13 protein-coding genes and 1 pseudogene are annotated in these 17,693 nt (G+C 73.5%); 6 read left to right on the top strand and 8 right to left on the bottom strand.

Features of this window, described 5'->3' with window-relative positions:
- Nucleotides 1–79 precede the first annotated feature (79 nt).
- Entirely contained in the window at nucleotides 80–682 is a 603-nt protein-coding gene (locus ACSMXX_RS29645; RefSeq protein WP_473181728.1) for an Rv1733c family protein, read from the top strand.
- A gap of 249 nt (nucleotides 683–931) precedes the next feature.
- Nucleotides 932–3,421, top strand: a complete 2,490-nt coding sequence (locus tag ACSMXX_RS29640) for a right-handed parallel beta-helix repeat-containing protein (RefSeq protein WP_473181727.1) — start codon at nucleotides 932–934, stop codon at nucleotides 3,419–3,421.
- A gap of 455 nt (nucleotides 3,422–3,876) precedes the next feature.
- Here the strand turns inward: ACSMXX_RS29640 and ACSMXX_RS29635 are convergent.
- A pseudogene (locus ACSMXX_RS29635) lies at nucleotides 3,877–6,282 on the bottom strand (hypothetical protein); the annotation flags it as partial.
- Nucleotides 6,283–6,419: 137 nt separating this feature from the next.
- On the opposite strand from ACSMXX_RS29635, the gene ACSMXX_RS29630 reads away from it, so the two are divergent.
- Complete coding sequence (locus ACSMXX_RS29630) at nucleotides 6,420–7,412, top strand: DeoR/GlpR family DNA-binding transcription regulator (RefSeq protein WP_473181726.1); 993 nt, start codon at nucleotides 6,420–6,422, stop codon at nucleotides 7,410–7,412.
- Nucleotides 7,413–7,419: 7 nt separating this feature from the next.
- Here ACSMXX_RS29630 and ACSMXX_RS29625 read toward each other — a convergent pair whose 3' ends face one another.
- Nucleotides 7,420–8,622, bottom strand: coding sequence for a PLP-dependent cysteine synthase family protein (locus ACSMXX_RS29625; RefSeq protein ID WP_473181725.1), 1,203 nt, complete (start codon nucleotides 8,620–8,622; stop codon nucleotides 7,420–7,422).
- A 107-nt stretch (nucleotides 8,623–8,729) separates the two neighbouring features.
- Here ACSMXX_RS29625 and ACSMXX_RS29620 point away from each other — a divergent pair, with 107 nt between their 5' ends.
- Nucleotides 8,730–9,041, top strand: coding sequence for a hypothetical protein (locus tag ACSMXX_RS29620; protein ID WP_473181724.1), 312 nt, complete (start codon nucleotides 8,730–8,732; stop codon nucleotides 9,039–9,041).
- 170 nt (nucleotides 9,042–9,211) lie between these two features.
- On the top strand, nucleotides 9,212–9,838 hold the full coding sequence (locus ACSMXX_RS29615) for an ATP-binding protein (RefSeq protein ID WP_473181723.1): 627 nt from the start codon (nucleotides 9,212–9,214) through the stop codon (nucleotides 9,836–9,838).
- Between the two features lie 117 nt (nucleotides 9,839–9,955).
- On the opposite strand, the gene ACSMXX_RS29610 is transcribed toward ACSMXX_RS29615, so the two are convergent.
- The 6 genes from ACSMXX_RS29610 to ACSMXX_RS29585 all read right to left on the bottom strand — a co-directional run bounded on the left by ACSMXX_RS29610 (nucleotide 9,956) and on the right by ACSMXX_RS29585 (nucleotide 16,202).
- Entirely contained in the window at nucleotides 9,956–12,514 is a 2,559-nt protein-coding gene (locus ACSMXX_RS29610; RefSeq protein ID WP_473185030.1) for an ABC transporter permease, read from the bottom strand.
- 134 nt (nucleotides 12,515–12,648) lie between these two features.
- On the bottom strand, nucleotides 12,649–13,392 hold the full coding sequence (locus ACSMXX_RS29605; RefSeq protein ID WP_473181722.1) for an ABC transporter ATP-binding protein: 744 nt from the start codon (nucleotides 13,390–13,392) through the stop codon (nucleotides 12,649–12,651).
- Nucleotides 13,389–13,718 (bottom strand): SHOCT domain-containing protein, encoded by a 330-nt coding sequence (locus tag ACSMXX_RS29600; protein ID WP_473181721.1) that lies wholly within the window; start codon nucleotides 13,716–13,718, stop codon nucleotides 13,389–13,391. Before ACSMXX_RS29600 ends, ACSMXX_RS29605 begins: the two co-directional genes overlap by 4 nt.
- Nucleotides 13,719–13,921: 203 nt before the next feature.
- The gene (locus ACSMXX_RS29595) at nucleotides 13,922–14,302 is read right to left on the bottom strand and encodes a PPOX class F420-dependent oxidoreductase (RefSeq protein WP_473185029.1); all 381 of its coding nucleotides are present in this window, start codon (nucleotides 14,300–14,302) and stop codon (nucleotides 13,922–13,924) included.
- On the bottom strand, nucleotides 14,302–14,973 hold the full coding sequence (locus tag ACSMXX_RS29590; RefSeq protein WP_473181720.1) for a GNAT family N-acetyltransferase: 672 nt from the start codon (nucleotides 14,971–14,973) through the stop codon (nucleotides 14,302–14,304). Before ACSMXX_RS29590 ends, ACSMXX_RS29595 begins: the two co-directional genes overlap by 1 nt.
- Nucleotides 14,970–16,202 (bottom strand): ROK family protein, encoded by a 1,233-nt coding sequence (locus ACSMXX_RS29585; RefSeq protein ID WP_473181719.1) that lies wholly within the window; start codon nucleotides 16,200–16,202, stop codon nucleotides 14,970–14,972. Before ACSMXX_RS29585 ends, ACSMXX_RS29590 begins: the two co-directional genes overlap by 4 nt.
- Nucleotides 16,203–16,219: 17 nt before the next feature.
- Between ACSMXX_RS29585 and ACSMXX_RS29580 the strand changes: the two genes are divergently transcribed.
- The gene (locus tag ACSMXX_RS29580; RefSeq protein WP_473181718.1) at nucleotides 16,220–17,614 is read left to right on the top strand and encodes an MFS transporter; all 1,395 of its coding nucleotides are present in this window, start codon (nucleotides 16,220–16,222) and stop codon (nucleotides 17,612–17,614) included.
- Nucleotides 17,615–17,693: the final 79 nt, after the last annotated feature.

Genomic DNA, 17,693 nt, shown 5'->3' with positions numbered 1-17,693 from the left:
TGAGTCTCTTTGGCCTGTTCCCACGCATGTACCTCCCGCCATGAGGTACTTACGCATGTGGAGAAGGGGGTGAGAAGTTATGCGCGCGATCGTCGGCCTGTGGCGCTGGCGCAGCAACCCGCTGTGCCGTCGCAGCGACCGCCGTGAAGCATGGCTGGCACTGGGTGTCATGATCCTTGTCGTCGTCGTCGCTCCACTCGCCGGGTGGCTCGGAGCCTCCGCGGCGCACGGTGCTCTGATGAAGAACGCCGAGGAGCAGCAGCGCGGCCGTCACCAGGTGTGGGCGACTGCCGAGTCGGTGCAGAACCGCGCTCCGTTGGGGTCCGACCCCGAGTCCGGGTCGCAGCAGCCCGAGCGCCGTCACGTGGTAGCACACTGGGCCGGTCCAGACGGCAGCAGCCACAAGAGCACAGTCACCACACAGGAGCGCGTCCAGCCCGGTGAGCGCTTCCGCATCTGGACGGACGGGGACGGCACGGCCACCCGACGTCCCATGAGTCCGCACACCGCGTCCTCGCAGGCCGCCCTCGCCGGGCTGGCCGCCGGAGCGGGAGCCGCCGGAGCCCTGGAGGCCGCACGCAGGCTCGCCATGCGGCAGTTGCTGCGGCGCCGGTACGCGGTGTGGGACGCGGAGTGGTCCCGTATCGGCCCCGACTGGGGACGCACCGGCTCCAACAACTGACCACCAGCTCGCCCCGGACGGGCGTCGGCACCAGCACCGGCACGTGCCGCGACGTCTGCGCGGTCCGTCCGTGCGTCCGCCGCTTCCGAACACCGCTACCGAACGCGCAAGCGGCGGACGGACGGTGGTCGTCGTGCGCCCGAAGTGCGGACACGTGACCGCGACCCTCCCGGCGCGCGCTACGGTGGTGCGACTCCGGTGCGCATCTCAACGCGCCACAGGAACTTCGAGGTTGGGGCACAACTGTCCATGGCACAGGGCTCGGTGCAGGTGACGCACGCCGGTACGTCGCGGTGGCGGCGCCGCACGGGAGAGTACGGCTCTCTGGCCGCCGCCCTGGAGGCCGCCACCGACGGTGATGTGATCACCGTCGCGCCGGGGACGTACCGCGAGAACCTGGTGCTCGAGCGCACCGTCACCCTGCGCGGGCCGGAACGCGCCGCGGCCGGCTCGGTCCGCATCGCCCCTGCCGAGGGTGTGGCCCTGACCGTACGGTCCTCGGCCGTCGTGCAGCATCTGCAGATCGAGGCGCAGGACGCCGCGTCGCCCGCGCTGCTGGTCGAGGACGGTGCCGCGGAGCTCAACGGCCTCCGGGTGATGACGCGTTCGGCGTCCGGGATCGAGGTGCGCGGCGGTGCCCGCCCAACGGTGCGCCGTTGCACCGTCGACAATCCGGCCGGGACGGGGATCACCGTCACCGGCGGCGCCGGCGGCGTGTACGAGGAATGCGAGGTCGTCTCGGCGGGGCAGTCGGGCGTATCGGTGCGCGACGGTGCACATCCGCGGCTTGAGCGCTGCAGCGTGCACCACGCCACCGGCGCCGGGCTCTCGCTGCACGGAGAGGGCAGCGCGGCGGAGGCCGTCGGCTGCGACGTGTACGAGATCAAGGGCAGCGGCGTGCAGGTCGTCGCCCGCGCCACGGGGCATCTCACCGACTGCCGGGTGCACCGCACGTCCGCCGACGGCGTCACCCTGGACACCGACGCGGTCCTCACACTCGCCGACTGCGACATCCACGACATCCCCGAGAACGCCCTGGACCTGCGCTCCCGTTCGGTGCTCACCCTCACCCGCTCCACTGTGCGGCGCTTCGGCCGCAACGGCCTGTCGGTGTGGGACCCGGGCACCCGCGCGGACGCCAACAGCTGCGAGATCCATGAGAGTACGGGTGACTACCCGGCCGTGTGGATCAGTGACGGCGCGAGCGTCGTGCTGGACTCCTGCCGCGTGCACACCGTGCCGGACGCGCTGTTCATCCTCGACCGCGGCTCGCGTGCCGACGTCATCGACAGCGACATCGCCCAAGTGCGCGGCACGGCCGTCTCGGTGAGCGACGGCGCGACGGTGCAGCTCGACGACTGCCGCATCCGGGAGGCCGCGACGGGCGCCTGGTTCCGCGACCACGGCAGCGGAGGCACGCTCGCCAACTGCACGGTCGACGGCGTCGCGACGGGCTTCATCGTCACGAAAGGGGCGGACCCCGGCATCGACAGGTGCACGGTCACCTCGCCCACGGAGGCAGGTTTCTACGTCTCGGCGGAAGGCCGCGGAACCTTCCACGGCTGCCGGGTCAGCGGCTCCCAAGGGTACGGCTTCCACATCATCGACGGCTGCCGTACGACGCTGCGCCGCTGCCGTACGGAACGGTGCGCGCGCGGCGGCTTCGAGTTCGCGGAGAAGGGTCCTGTCGTCGAGGACTGCAGAAGCGACGACAGCGCGGCCGTCGCGGCGCCCGGTGACGCGGGGGTGTCCGCGTCCGCTGTCGCTGCGCAGCCGACGGCACCGCCGGTCCCGGCGGGGGGCGGAGGGGCCGCCGCGCCTCCCGCCCTGTTGCCGGCGAAGGCACCGGCCGCGCAGAAGCCCGCCAAGGCCGCGGGCAAGGGATCCCCGGACGCCGCGGGCCAGGCGCAGGCCCCGGCCGTCCCGGCGCGCCCCGCCCAGGAGGTCCTCGGCGAACTGGACACGCTGGTGGGCCTGGAGAGCGTCAAGCGTGAAGTACGGGCGCTCACCGACATGATCGAGGTGGGGCGGCGCCGCCAGCAGGCCGGTCTCAAGGCGGCCTCGGTACGGCGCCATCTCGTCTTCACCGGCTCTCCCGGCACCGGCAAGACGACGGTGGCCCGGCTGTACGGCGAGATACTGCACGCCCTCGGGGTCCTGGAACGCGGCCACTTGGTGGAGGTCTCCCGCGTCGACCTCGTCGGCGAGCACATCGGCTCCACCGCGATCCGCACACAGGAGGCCTTCGACCGTGCGCGGGGCGGAGTGCTCTTCATCGACGAGGCGTACGCGCTCTCCCCGGAGGACGGCGGCAGGGACTTCGGCCGTGAGGCCATCGACACGCTGGTCAAGCTCATGGAGGACCACCGCGAAGAGGTGGTGGTCATCGCCGCGGGCTACACCACGGAGATGCAGCGCTTCCTCGCCGTCAACCCCGGTGTGGCGTCCCGCTTCTCACGCACCATCACCTTCGGCGACTACACGCCGGAGGAGCTGCTGAGGATCGTGGAGCAACAGGCGGAGGAGCACGAATACCACCTCGGGGACGCCGCGACGGAGGCGCTGCTGAAGCACTTCACGGCGCTGCCCAAGGGCCCCTCGTTCGGCAACGGCCGCACCGCACGCCAGACGTTCGAGTCCATGGTCGAAAGGCACGCGGGCCGGGTGGCGCAGCTGTCCGAACCGAGCACCGAGGACCTCACGCTCCTCTACGCGGACGACCTGCCCGAATCGGCCTGAGACTCCGCGTCCTCCGACCCGCCCTGCCGCGGCACGCCGCTCTCGGCGGGAGCGCCGGCCGCGCCGGATTCCTCGCCCGCCGCAAGGCCCTCCCCTCCACGGGTGCGGTCCGTATTCGCCCGCTTCAGTTCCGACACCGCCCGGATCACGGCTGCGGCGCCCGAGCAGACGGCGAGTACGGCTCCTCCCGACGAGGCGATGATCTGGGCCAGATCCGGCACATCCAGAACCGCGAGCCGCAGGTTGTCGACCGCGACCGGCACACACAGGGCCGCGACCACGAAGGCGACCACCGCGTATGCGAGCAGCCAGCCGGGGGCCGGGCTTCGCCCGGGGCGGCCGTCCCCGGTCTCCGCCTCGCCGGAAGCGTCCACGGGCGGCGCCTGTGCCGTGACATGGGCGGACGGGCCGCCCTGCTCGTACGCGTGCTGCGCTTCCGGCGCACCGTCCGGGCCGCCCTCCCGCCAGGCACCCGCGCCCGCCCCCGGCTCCTTCTCCGCGCCGCCGGAAGCGCGCGGCTCGCGGCGGCGGAGGCGGAGCAGGAGGCGGTCCCTCTCCGCGTCGAAGACGGCGTCGGCCTGGTATTCGCCGTGGCCCAGGATCGGTGCGGGAAGAGGGTGCCGGAGGGTGCGGCCGTATTCGAGGGGATCGAGCAGCGGGCCCTGGTCGATGCCGGCGCCCTCCAGGCGTACGGGCCCGCCGATGGGGTCGGTCAGGCGCCACAGGTTGCGCCAGCAGTCCACCTGCTGGTGGAGGTCGTGCAGTTGGCGGGGGCCGAAGTAGGCGGGGAACCAGCGCCCGTAGAGGCGCTCCAGCGGCGAGCCGTAGGTGAGCAGAGCGACCTGGCCGCGCGTGCCGCGGTCCAGGTGCCACACGGCGGCGGCGGCCAGCACGCTGCCCTGTGAGTGTCCGGAGATCACCAGCCGGCCGCCGGTGCTCTCCGTCCAGGTGGCAATCCGCCAGGCCAGGTCGGGCACGGCGCGTTCCGCGTAGCAGGGCGGGGCGAACGGGTGTGCCGCGCGCGGCCAGAAGGTGCCGACGTCCCACAGGATGCCGATGGTGCGCCGCGCCGACGGATCGCGGTAGGCGCGGCGGCCCCAGGTGATGAAGAGGACGAAGGCGAGACCGATGAGCCACGAGCCGAGCACCTGGGCGGCGTCGGCGAATCCGTCGACGACAGGGGCCTGACCGTCCGCGGCACGTCCGGGCACTTCTCCGGTGAGCCAGGTGCCGAGGACGCCGGCGGTCCCGAGAAGCAGCGTTATCCCGGCGATGGTGCCCACCAGCCAGGGCGTGGCGTCGGTGAGCGCGGCGCGGCCGATGGTGGAGGCGATGCGGCGGGAGCGGGAGGCGTCGGGAAGGGCACCCGGGTAGCCGCGTTCCACGTCGTCGGTCAACTCCCGGCTGCGACGGGAGAGTTGGAGCAGGAACCAGAGGGCCAGCACGAGTACGACGCCGAGCAGTACGGGAATGGCCGCCGACTGCCAGGTCAGCAGCGTCGGGGGGCCCTCGATCAGCCCGTTGCCCATGCCCGGGGTGCCGGAGCCGTCCAGCCAGTCGCCGACGCGCTGCGTCACGCCGCCGGACATCACACCGCCCAGGGCGCACGCGAGCATCGCGACCGACGCGGAGCCGAGCCCCTTCAGCGCCGTACGCTCCGCGGGCCGGCGGCGGTGGAGGACGGCACCGAGCACACCCATCGCCGCCACCAGCAAGCCTTGCGCGACGGCGAGCACACCGAAGGTCTCGTCGCCCGGCAGTTCCCCGCCGCGCGAGACCCACTGCGGCCGCGACCATGACGCGTGCACCACGGCCAGCAGCAGGACGGCGACGGTGATGCCGGGGAGCGCCCGGACCGTGAACTTGTCGAGTGTGTCGTCCGGTTCGCTCTCCTTGCGGCCCCGGCGGCACACCACGTACAGCACCCACGCCGCGCACGCCACGACGAGGATCTCGGTCAGCCAGCCGACGGCGTCGAGTGCGTCGCTGCCGCCGGGCTTGCGGTCGTACCGGGTGGTCGCGGCAGCCAGGGCGGCTGCGACGGTGAGGAAGCCCGCAGCGGTGTGCGCGGCACGCAGCCGCGCCACGAGCCGCTTGCCGTACCAGAAGCCGGGCAGGCAGAGCGCCGGACGGTCGCGCGCCTCGCGGTCGTACTCGTCGACGGGCCGGCGAAGCGGCGGCTGCGACTCGTACGCCGCCCATGTGCGGTGCGAGAGCCACCACAGCAGCAGCGTCAGCGCCGCGGGCACCACCGCCGCCAGCGCGAGCCGGCGGCCCGGCGGGCTCCACCAGCCGCCCCCGCCGGACGGGTCCTGCGCCATGAAGCCCAGCCAGGACCGCTGTTCGACGCACCCGGCCGAGCCTGCGCACTGCCATGCGACGAGATCGAGGGCGACCTCGCATGCGGCGGCGACCAGCAGCACGGTGAGGCTGAGGGAGAGCAGACGCACCAGCACCCCGTGCGCGCGGGCCAGGACGAGCCGGGGACCGTAGTCGGCGGGCCGCATCCAGTGCGAGAGATTGGCGACCATGAAGGGCAGCAGGATCAGCCAGAGGGCGCGGGCGCCGTTGCCCGAGGTCAGATTGGACCAGGAGTACGCCTCGGGCACCGGCTTGTCGGTGTAGTCCTGCGGCCGGGCCTCGGCGTCGACGTCGTCGGTGCGCCGGTACACGGCGGCGGTGGTGTCGCCGGTGACGCGTTCGATGCGCGGGTCGCCGAGCATCTCCTGGGGCGTGGTGCCGCCGACCCCGTGCACCAGCAGTTCGAGATTGAGACCTGGCGGAGGCTCAACTCCCGACTCTCCCGGGGTGGTTCGTGAGACGTCCGGCTCCGCGCCGCCGCCGTTCTCCGCCTTCTGCAATTCTCCGCTCCCCCGAGGTGTTGCGTCCGCTTCCCCGCTCTTCGTGCTGCCTCCAGCATCCTGCCCCCGCCCTAGCGGCACAGCCCGCCCACACACAAGCCACGCGAAATCGTGACGTGCGCTCCCACCTTCGCCGGATGGGAGGATGGCCACGCCGGGACGGGGCGGAGGAAGAAGGGACGACGGGCACGGTGAGCACGGCGGGCGACAACCAGAACCTGCTCGCGGAGCAGCGGCGCGCGCTCATCCTCGCGGAGGTGCGCGAGCGCGGCGGCGTCCGCGTGGCCGAGCTGACGCGGAGGCTGCTGGTCTCCGACATGACCGTGCGCCGCGACCTGGACGTACTGGCCCGCCGCGGTGTCCTGGAGAAGGTGCACGGCGGTGCGGTGCCGCTCGCGGAGGCCAGCACGCACGAGCCGGGTTTCGAGGCGAAGTCGTCGCTGGAGCAGGCCGCGAAGGAGGACATCGCCCGCGCCGCGGCGGTCATGGCGAAGCCGGGCAGCGCGATCGCCCTGTCCGGCGGCACGACGACGTACGCGCTGGCGCAGCAGCTCACCGAGGTGCCGGATCTGACGGTGGTCACAAACTCGGTGCGGGTCGCGGACGTCTTCGAGGCCGCGCAGCGCCGTCCGTCCGGCGGGCCGCAGGCCCGCGCGGGCGCGGCGACGGTGGTCCTGACCGGCGGTGTGCGTACGCCTTCCGACTCGCTCGTCGGCCCGGTCGCGGACGCGGCGATCCGCACGCTCCACTTCGATGTGCTCTTCCTCGGCGTGCACGGCATATCTCCCGAGGCCGGGCTGTCGACCCCGAACCTGGCGGAGGCGGAGACGAACAGGCACTTCGTCGGCTCCGCGCGGCGCGTGGTCGTGGTCGCGGATCACACCAAGTGGGGGACGGTGGGCCTGAGTTCGTTCGCGGCGCTGGAGCAGGTCGGCACGCTCGTCACGGACGGCGGCCTGACGCACGAGGCCCGTGAACGGATCCGGGAGCACATCAGCGAGCTGGTCGTCGCGGGCGAGCCGGGAACCGACGACACCGAGGGCGGCGCGGACACCGCGGAAGGCGCGGCAGGCACGGGCGGCGCGGACGCCCGGGAGGCGGCCCGGGAAGCCGCCGGAGAAGGTCAGTGACAGCCGTTCAGCCGGCCCAGTCCCCCGCCGCGAGGAAGGTGTCGACGGTCTGGCTGTACGGGGCGATGTCCAGGCCCTGCGCCGCGAGCCAGTCGTCGGAGTAGTACTTGTCGAGGTAGCGGTCGCCCGGATCGCAGATCAGCGTGACCACACTGCCCGTACGTCCCTGGGCGGCCATCTCGGAGACGATCTTCAGGGCGCTCCACAGCCCCGTCCCCGTGGAACCGCCGGCGCGCAGCCCCATGACGCGTTCCAGCGCGCGCAGTGCGGCGATGGCCGCGGCATCGGGGACCTTCATCATCCGGTCCACGGCGGACGGCAGGAAACTCGGCTCCATGCGGGGGCGTCCGATGCCTTCGATACGTGAACTGCCCTCGCTGGACGCCTCGTTGTCGCCCCGGACCCAGCCGTCGAAGAAGCACGAGTTCTCGGGGTCCGGTACGCACACACGGGTGTCGTACTGCATGTAGCGCACGTAGCGGGCGATGGTCGCGGAGGTGCCGCCGGTGCCCGCGGTGGCCACGATCCAGGCGGGCTCCGGGAAGCGTTCACGCTTCATCTGCTCGTACACGGATTCGGCGATGTTGTTGTTGCCGCGCCAGTCGGTTGCCCGCTCGGCGTAGGTGAACTGGTCCATGTAATGGCCGCCGGAGTCCGCCGCGAGGGCGGCCGAGACCTCGTACACGGTGCGCGGGTCGTCCACGAGGTGACACCGGCCGCCGTGGAACTCGATGAGTCGGGTCTTCTCGCGGCTGGTCGTGCGCGGCATCACCGCGATGAACGGCACGCCGATCAGCTTTGCGAAGTAGGCCTCGCTCACCGCGGTCGACCCCGAGGACGCCTCGATCACCGGTCGGCCGGGGCGGATCCAGCCGTTGCACAGCCCGTAGAGGAACAGGGACCGCGCGAGGCGGTGCTTGAGGCTGCCGGTGGGGTGCGTCGACTCGTCCTTGAGGTACAGGTCGATGCCCCACTGCTCGGGGAGGGGGAAGGACAGCAGATGCGTGTCCGCGCTGCGGTTGCTGTCCGCCTGCACCTTGCGGACCGCGTCCTTGAGCCAGTCGCGGTACTCCGCGTCGCTGCGGTCGACATCGAGGGTGGCGGCGGCGGACGCCCCGACCCCGTCGCTGATCGCGGGCTGGGCGGACCCCGGGCCGGGGGCGGAGGCGGATGCGGGGGGCGGTTCGGTGGTGCTCACATGGCCGATCATAGAAGGGCCCTCTGGTGGAGCCCGCGGCTTGCGTGCACACTGCACAGAGGGTATGGGGCCGGCCACCCGGGGGGACCGGGGCCGCGAGGAGAAGGTGGGAGGCGATCGTGTCGGAGCCGGAGTACGACGCGGGCGGGGTCCGGATACGGCGGATGCTGCGCTCACTCACACGTGCGGGTCATGTCCTTGTCCGGGACGGGCAGTTGGTGCTGATGACCAGCTACGGGAGCGAGATCGACAGCGCTCCCCTGGACAAGGTCCGCATCAGCGGCTACGGCCTGCCGGACAGCGCCCTGGCGACCGTGAGCGGCACCCGTTACGTGCTGCAGTTCGGCCTCGGCCGCCGCGCCGGCCTGCTGAACGCGGTGCGTACGGCGCGCGCCAAGGCAGCCGCGGACCGCGGGATTCTCGGGACCTGAAGCCGCATCGCCGGGCGCCCGCCGCGGCCGAGGGGCCGGGCGGAGGCAGCGCACCCGGCTCGCGTTGCGGGAGACGGAGCACGGTCTCATCCTGAGCGTGTGTCTTTCATCACATATGCCTCGAATGTCGCTGTTCGCTCCCTGACGACCGTCTCCAGGGAGCCGCTGCCGTGACCGCCCGTGCCACCGGGAGGTCGCGCACCCACTGCGCGGTCGAGTTCCAGGCGCTGCCCTCGCGGATCGGGCAGGTGCGCCGGATCGTCACCGCACAGCTGCGCTACTGGCGGCTTGAGCCGCTCATCGACGCGGCCGCGCTCGGTGTCACCGAGCTGCTCACCAACGTCCACCGGCACACCGGCTCCGACAAGCACTGCACCGTCGAGATCGTCTTCCGCAAGGACCACCTCACGGTGTCCGTACGGGACCACGATCCGCGGCTGCCGCGGGTGCGGACGGCCGAGCCGTCCGCGACCAACGGCCGGGGCCTGGCCCTCATCGCTGCCGTCAGCGCCAGCTGGGGGATGCGCGCCCAGAACGACGGGTCGGGGAAAGTCGTCTGGTTCACGCTGCCCGTCACGCTGGGCACACCGCCACAGCGTGCCGCGGCCGTCCCGTCGGCACTGCCCGACGAGTCCTCGCTGCCCGCCTTCGCCGCCGCGGCGGGCGCGGGCGGCGGCGTGAGCAACGGGATGGGCCAGGGGATGGGGCACGGTTCGGGCGGCGGGGTGCCGTCCGGGCCGGGAGCCGCCGGCCAGGCGGCCGGGGACCCGGCAGCGCCGGCACGTCCGCATCCCTGAGCCACGGCCGGCACCGGACGCCCCCGGCAGTGGTCGGCCGCCTCCGCACGCCCGTACGGTCCCGGGCCCGTCCGGCGGTTCCGACGGTTCCGGTGGTCCCGGCCACGCCCTCCGCGGTCATTCCGTGGCCACGGCCCGCAGCACGTTCAGCCGCGCCGCCCTGCGCGCGGGCCGCAGCCCCGCGACGAGCCCGGCAGCAAGCCCGACGAGCGCCACCACGGCCAGCCGCAGCGGAGCCACGTCGAAGGTGCTGGTCCCCGCGGTGTCGGCGGCCCGCACCAGCGCCCAGCCGAGGAAGCCGCCCAGCAGCAGCCCGCCCAGCGTGCCGAACGCCGCCACGAGCAGCGACTCCCAGCGCACCATGGCCCGCAGCTGGGGACGGGTCTGGCCGACCGAGCGCAGCAGTCCCAGTTCGCGGGTGCGTTCGTGCAGCGCGAGGGTCAGGGTGTTGGCGATGCCCAGCAGCGCGATGAGGACGGCCAGCGCCAGGAGGGCGTAGACGAGGGTGAGCATCATGTCGATGCCGCCCGCGGAGCTCTCCGCGTACTCCTGACGTGTCTGCACCTCCGGACTGCCGTACGCACGTACCGCCCCGGTCACCGCCGCCTTGCCGTCCGCAGGCGCGACGCCGTCCCTCAAGGTGACCGCGAGCAGCGCGTCGGAGTCCTGGGTCCGGTGCGGCGCCCAGGCCTGGCGGGCGATCACGTAGTCGCCCGCGAGTTCGTTCCGGTCGTACACGGCCTCGACGGTGAAGCGCTGCCGGTCGCCGTCGGTGAAGTTCAGCACGGCGGTGGAGCCGGGGTTCCAGCCGTGCTTGTCCGCCTCGTCCGCGGAGACCGCCAGTCCGTCCCGGCCGAGGGAATCCAGCGAGCCGCGGACCCCGGTGACCTCCAGGACGTCCTGCAGGCGCCCAGGGTCCGTGACGGTCAGTTCCTTGCCGGCGCCTTCGACGCGCGCCACACCCTTGCCCAGGCCGAGTGCCGTGGACACCTCGGGCAGCCGTTCGACGGCGGGGGCGAGCGGCGGGCTCAGTCCGCTGCCGCCGGCGCCGAACGCAGGGGCGCTCACTGCGACATCGCCGGCGAAGGAGCGGGAGACGGTGTCGTCCATCGTCGTCTTGAGCGAGGACGCGAAGACGGTGAACAGCGAGACCACCGCGACCCCCGTCATCAGCGCGGTCGCCGTGGCGGCGGTGCGCTTGGGACTGCGCAGGGCGTTCCGCTGGGCGAGCGCCCCCGTCACGCCGCGCAGCCGGGCCACGGGCCGCCCCAGCACCCGTACGGACGCCGCAGCCGCGGCCGGGCCGAGTACGAGGAACGCGGCGAGCAGCACGACCGCACCGCTCCCCGTAAGCCAGAGAGAACGGCTGCTGCCCGCGGCGCCCCACGCGGTCGCCGCGGCGCCGGCCACGGCGAGAGCCGCACCCGCGGCGGTGCGGCCGCGCGCCACATGCGGATTCTCGGCGGACGTCTCGCGCAGGGCCGCGAGCGGCGCCGTACGCGAGGCCCGTACGGCCGGCGAGAGCGCCGAGGCGAGGCAGACGAGCACGCCGATGCCCAGCGGAAGCGCGAGCGAGAGCGAGCTGACGACGAGAGCGCCGTCCGGGAAGGGGAAGCCGACGGCAGGGAAGAGGGCCTGCAGCCCTGCGGCGACGCCGACGCCTCCGGCGAGACCGGCCGCCGAGGCGACGAGCCCGACGACGGCGGCCTCGGTGAGCGTGGCGCCGAGCACCTGCCCACGTGAGGCGCCCAGCGCGCGCAACAGGGCGTTCTCGCGGGTGCGTTGGGCGACGACGATCGCGAAGGTGTTGTGGATGGAGAAGACGGCGACGAGCAGGGCGATGCCGGAGAAGACCAGCAGCAGCGACGTGAAGAGCGTCAGGAACTGACCGGAGATCATCTCCTGGTCCTCCTCGGCGACCTGCTGCCCGGCGACGGCCTCGACGCCCTTCGGCAGGACCGGCTTCAGCGCGGTCACCAGCTCTTCCTGGCCCGTTCCCTCCGCTGCCCGTACCTGGATTGCCGCGGCGCGGTCCGGCTCGGGCATCAGATGCTTCTGGGCGTCGGCGAGCGTCAGCCCCGCGAAGGTCACCTGGCCCATGCCGTCCTCGCCGCCGAAGGAGGCCAGGCCCACGATCCTGATGCGGACCGGCCCGGGCGTGCGCAGCGTCGTGGTGTCGCCGATGCTCAGGCCGCCGCGTTCGGCGGCGCCCTTGTTGAGCACGGCCTCACCGGAGCGGCGGGGTGCCCGTCCGTCCGCGAGCGAGTACGGGTTCAGCTCGGGGTCCGCGATCCAGTTGCCGGCGAGAGTGGGCGGGCCCTGGCCGCCGACGGGTTCGCCGTCGGAACCCACGATCTGGCCCATGCCCTCGACGGACGGCTCGGCCGCCGCGACGCCCGGCACCTCCGCGATGCGGGTGAGGACGCGGGTGTCGAGGGGCTGCCGCGTGCCCTGTGCGTCGCCCGAGGTGGTGATGACGCTGTCGCTGCGTACGACCGCGTCGGTGCCCGCGGCGGCGTTGCCGAACATGGTGTCGAAGCCGGCGCGCAGGGTGTCCCCCATGACGAGGGTCCCGGCGACGAAGGAGACACCGAGCAGCACGGCACCGAACGTGCCTGCGAAGCGGCGCCTGTGGGTGCGCAGGGACGCGAGGCTGAGCCGGAGCGCGGCGCGCACACCGCCGCGCGTACGGACCGGGCCCCGGCCACCGCCGAAGCGTGTCCCGCCAGGGCCCGTGCCGCCGCCCGGGACGGCGTCGCGACCGGTGCGGTCCCGGCCGCCGCTGGTGCGGCCCGGACCGGTGACGGTGCTCATGCCGGCACCCCCGCGGCGTCGAAGGCCTTGAGCCGGTCCAGGACGCCCTCGGCGGTCGGTGACGTCATCCGGTCCACGAGCCGCCCGTCGGCGAGGAAGACCACCTCGTCGGCGTGGGCAGCGGCCACCGGGTCGTGGGTGACCATCACGACCGTACGGCGCATCTGCCGCACCGCGTCGCCGAGGAGCCCCAGCACCTCCTCGCCGGAGCGGGAGTCGAGATTGCCGGTGGGCTCGTCGGCGAAGACGACATCGGGCTCGCCCGCGAACGCGCGTGCCACGGCGACGCGTTGCTGCTGCCCGCCGGAGAGTTCAGCGGGCCGGTGGTGAAGCCTGTCGCGCAGGCCGACGGTGTCGACGAGCGCGTCGGTCCACTCGGTGTCCGGCCGTCTGCCCGCGAGGTCGCGCGGCAGGCTGATGTTCTCCGCGACGGTCAGCGTCGGCACCAGGTTGAAGGACTGGAAGACGAAGCCGACGCGCTCGCGGCGCAGCAGCGTCAGCTGCTTGTCGGTCAGCGGGCCCAGCTCGGTGTCACCGATGTGGGCCGTCCCCGAGGTGAGGGTGTCCAGCCCCGCGGCGCAGTGCATCAGGGTGGACTTGCCGGAGCCGGAGGGCCCCATGATGGCGGTGAAGCGGCCGGCGGTGAAGCCGACGGAGACGCCGTCCAGCGCCCGCACCTCGGTCTCACCGCCGCCGTAGATCTTCACCGCGCCGGTGACGCGTGCGGCGAGATCACTCATGCCGGACCGTCCTCGTACGGCCGGCCGCCCTCCTGGAGGACGGACAGCCGCCGCCAGTACTCGTCCTCGTCGATGTCGCCCTCGGCGAAGCGCCGTCCCAGCAGGTCGACGGGCGAGTTCTCCGGTCGCGGGCCGCCCGCCGCCGCGGGGCCGCGCCCCTGCCAGGGCCCGTTCCAAGGCCCGTTCCACGGGCCGCGGCGGCCGCGCCATGCGGTGCGGCGCAGCAGGACGATCACGCCGGCGATCACCGCCGCCCAGATCAGGGGGAAGAGCAGGATCCACGGGCCGGGGCCCGCTCCGTCGTGCCAGTGCGCGAGTTCGAACATGCCGGTCAACTCCTCGGTCGCGAAGGGGTTCTGCGTTCTGTTCCTTCGCTTCCGAGCCTCGCCCGGAGAGGGGGCCGCGGTCGTCGTACGGCCGGCGGCTCCTCGCCTGCCTCCCCGGGAGTATCCGCCGGCGGGCCGCTGCTCCCGGCGGGTGCGGGGCCAGGCCCTCGATTGCGGGGCGCGGCGCCGGAGGCGCCCCGGTGTCAGAGTGTGACGGCGATCCCGATGTGCGGGCGCCTGCCGCGCCTGAGCAGGGCCCCGCCGGAATCGGTGAGGCGGAACTGCCAGCCGTATTTGCGGGCCATCGCCTTGCGCACCCGGTCCAGGCCGCCGTCCTCGGTCATCAGCCTCGCGGTGCCCTCGACCGGCTCTGCGCCCTCGGGCGTATGGCCGCGCGCGTCGCACGGGGTGACGGTGACGCGCGCGCCGTTGCGCACGCGCTTGACCTTGCCGCTGTCGTCGCGGGTCCAGACGAGCAGTTCACCGCCGTCCCCGACGGCCCACACGGGCGTGGCGACGGCGGTGCCGTCCCGCTTGAAGGTCGTGAGGCTGACGTAGCGGCTTCCGGCGATCTGAGATGTCATCACGTGCCGAGGCTACGGCCACCGGCGCCGGGTCGGCCCCCGCCGGCGCCGAGTTCGCGGCGCATGCACACCCGGGGCCAGCGGTCCAGGCCAGCGTGCGCCTCCTCGGCCCGGATCCTGCGCAGGCCGGGCGTCAGTTCGCCGTCGGTCAGTACGCGGAAGCCGCAGCGCTCGTAGTACGGGGCGTTCCACGGCACCTCGGCGAAGGTGCACAGGGTCAGGGCGGGGACGCCGGCGGCTTCCGCCTGCCTGGCGACGTGGCCGATCAGCGCCCGCCCGATGCGGCGGTGCGCGCTGCCGGGGTGGACGGAGATCTGCTCGATGTGGATGTTGCCGTCCACGGGTTCGGCCAGTACATACGCCACTGGCAGGTCGCTCGTCCCGTCCGTACCGCGGGTGCCGCGGGCTCCGCGGGTGCCGTCCGCAGCGCCGTCGCCGTCCCCGGCGTCGCCGTCCTGTGTGCCGCCGTCCCCCGTGCCGCCGGCTGGGTCCACCGCCACCCACAGCCCGCCCTGGTGCGCGTAGCGGCGCAGTACGGGCAGCGGCGGCGGTGCGTCGTCGGCGATCCGGTCCATTCCGAGTTCGCGGAAGACGCCGCCCGCCGCGCGTTCGACGTCCTGAAGGCGCCTCAGATCTCTCTCGGCACCGGCCCTGATGTGCACCGTCGTCATCCTGTCAGCGCCCCCAGAGGGTCGTCGAGGACGGGCTGCCACGCCAGTTCGGCGGCGCCGACGAGGCTGTTGTGCGCCAGTGAGCTGGGCAGCACGGGCACGCTGCCGCTCCTCCCCCACAGGCTGCTGTCGGCGATCACAGAACGCAGCCGTTCGCCGTCCGTCTCCAGCAGGGTGCGGTGCAGACCTCCGAGGATGATGCGGTCGGGGTTGAGGATGTTGACGAGCCCTGCGAGGCCCAGTCCCAGCCGGTCGATGAGGGTCTCGACCGCCGTCCGTACGGCCGGGTCGCTGCCGTACTCGGTGCTGATCAGCTCCTGGGAGCGTTCCAGCAGCGACACCTCCGGGCCGGGTTCGCGCCCGGCGGCCTCCACGAAGGCCAGCGGGTCGGTCTCGACGTCGAGACAGCCGCGGCTGCCGCAGTGGCAGGGCCGTCCGCCGGGGTCGACGGTGAGGTGCCCGACCTCCAGGGCCAGGCCCGAACTGCCCGTGTGCAGCCGCCCGTCGAGCACGAGGGCGCCGCCGACGCCCCGGTGCCCCGTCCCCACGACGAGGAGATGCTCCGCACCGCGGCCGGCGCCGTGCCGGTGCTCGGCGAGGGCCGCGAGGTTGATGTCGTTGGCCGCGCAGCCGGTAGCGGTCGCGTCCCCGGAGAGGCCGCTGATGCGGGCCTCGGCGAGGGCGCGGGTGAAGATGTCCCGTACGGGGGCGCCCACCTCCCAGGCGAGGTGCAGGGGGTTGATCGCGGTGCCCTCGGGTTCGGCGACCGCGGAGGGCACGGCGAGGCCGGCTCCGACGCAGCGGCGTCCGCTGCTCTCCAGCAGGCCGGCGCCCGCCGCCACGACCTCGCCGAGGATCTGCGCCGGGTCGGCCGAGACCGTTCCGCAGCCGGGCGCGGTGGCGACGATCCGGCCGCCGAGGCCGACGAGCGCCGCGCGGAATCCGTCGGCGTGCACCTGCGCGGCGAGGACGACGGGGCCCCGCGGATTCACCGCGAGCCGGTGCGAGGGGCGGCCCTGCGTTCCCGAGGCGGCGCCCGGCCGTGAGTCGACCGTGATCAGGCCGAGCGACTCCAGCTCGGCGGCGACGGCGCCCGCGGTCGCCCGTGTCACGCCGAGTTCGGCGGTGAGAGCGGCACGGGTGGGCGCTCTGCCCGTGTGGACGAGTTCCAGGGCGGGGCCGAGGGCGCTGCGGCCTCGCTCCAATTTGCTTGTACGCGTCGGGGTCACCCCTCTATTCTCGCTTTGTGCCGACACTGAACAAAATACGGTCGGCGCTTGCCGGAGCAATGGGGCTCGGCAGCTGCCGCGAGGCAGTCCGCCGCGAGGATTCCCCGCCGTCCGTCCTGCGCCGTCTCCGTACCGCGACAACGGTCTTCTTCGCACTCGACGGCTTCGTCTTCGCCGGCTGGGTCGTGCGCATCCCGGCGATCAAGGAACAGACGGGGGCCTCGCCCAGCGCCCTCGGGCTGGCGCTGCTCGGCGTGTCCGCGGGCGGCGTGATCACGATGATGCTGACGGGGCGGCTGTGCCGCCGCTTCGGCAACCACCCCGTCACCGTCGCCGCGGCAGCACTGCTCTCGCTCAGTGCCGCGCTGCCGCCGCTGACCCACTCCGCCCTGTCCCTCGGTCTCGTCCTGCTCGTGTTCGGTGCAGCCTACGGCGGTCTGAACGTGGCGATGAACGCCGCGGCCGTCGACCTGATCGCGGCACTGCGCCGCCCCGTCATGCCCTCGTTCCACGCCGCGTTCAGCCTGGGCGGGATGACCGGGGCGGGCGTGGGCGGCCTGGTGGCGGGACAGCTGACGCCGGCCCGTCATCTGCTGATCCTCACCGTGACCGGGCTGGTCCTCACTGCTCTCGCCGGACGGGTGCTGCTCGCACACCGCGCACCGGCCGCCGGCCCACCGCCTTCCGGGCCTGCCGCGGAAGGCACGCGCGGGGAGGGCACCCTCGGGGAGACCACCCGGGGAGAGGGCACCGGCAGCGGGAGCGGCGAGTCCCGCGGCATGACTGGCCGCACGCGCCGGCTCGTCCTCGCCCTGGGTCTGATCGCGCTGTGCACCGCGTACGGGGAGGGTGCGCTGGCGGACTGGAGCGCTCTGCACCTCGCCGAGGATCTGCACGCCGGTCCCGGTATCGCCGCGGCCGGCTACTCCGTCTTCGCACTCGCCATGACGGCGGGCCGGCTGTGCGGGACGTGGCTGCTCGAACGTCTCGGCCAGAGCCGCCTGTTGACGGCGGGCGGCCTCACCGCGGGTACGGGCATGCTGCTGGGGGCGCTGGCCCCGCAGGTCTGGCTCGTACTGGCCGGCTTCGTGATCACCGGGCTGGGCCTGGCCAATCTGTTCCCAGTCGCCGTCGCCCGCGCGGGCGCGCTCGCGGGGCCGGGCGGTGTCGCCGCCGCCTCGACCCTCGGGTACGGCGGGATGCTGGTCGGGCCCGTCGCCATCGGCTTCCTCGCCGAGTGGTTCTCGCTGACGGCGGCGCTGACCACCGTCGCGCTGCTCGCGGCCGTCGCCGCCGCCGTGACCCGGGCCGTACGCGGGGCGCTCGACGCCGGAGACGCCCATGCCGCCAGGGATACCGGTGCCGAAGGGGCGCCGGAGCGGATGCCGGAGCGGACGCCGGAGCAGACCTAGGAGCGGACGGAGACGCCCGGGGCCCGATGCCGCCGGAGGACTCCGGGCGCGGCGCACGGCCGGAGGAGGCTGAGCGCCG

Source organism: Streptomyces sp. DSM 116795 (assembly GCF_055792905.1).
Note: the sequence above shows the minus strand (reverse complement) of the source record. Positions and strands in the feature narration are given on the sequence as shown.

Excerpts from the sequence above, each read along its gene's own strand:
- ACSMXX_RS29645 (WP_473181728.1), top strand. The coding sequence starts at position 80 with ATGCGCGCGATCGTCGGCCTGTGGCGCTGGCGCAGCAACCCGCTGTGC.
- ACSMXX_RS29640 (WP_473181727.1), top strand. The coding sequence starts at position 932 with ATGGCACAGGGCTCGGTGCAGGTGACGCACGCCGGTACGTCGCGGTGG.
- ACSMXX_RS29630 (WP_473181726.1), top strand. The coding sequence starts at position 6,420 with ATGGGAGGATGGCCACGCCGGGACGGGGCGGAGGAAGAAGGGACGACG.
- ACSMXX_RS29625 (WP_473181725.1), bottom strand. The coding sequence starts at position 8,622 with ATGATCGGCCATGTGAGCACCACCGAACCGCCCCCCGCATCCGCCTCC.
- ACSMXX_RS29605 (WP_473181722.1), bottom strand. The coding sequence starts at position 13,392 with ATGAGTGATCTCGCCGCACGCGTCACCGGCGCGGTGAAGATCTACGGC.
- ACSMXX_RS29600 (WP_473181721.1), bottom strand. The coding sequence starts at position 13,718 with ATGTTCGAACTCGCGCACTGGCACGACGGAGCGGGCCCCGGCCCGTGG.
- ACSMXX_RS29595 (WP_473185029.1), bottom strand. The coding sequence starts at position 14,302 with ATGACATCTCAGATCGCCGGAAGCCGCTACGTCAGCCTCACGACCTTC.
- ACSMXX_RS29590 (WP_473181720.1), bottom strand. The coding sequence starts at position 14,973 with ATGACGACGGTGCACATCAGGGCCGGTGCCGAGAGAGATCTGAGGCGC.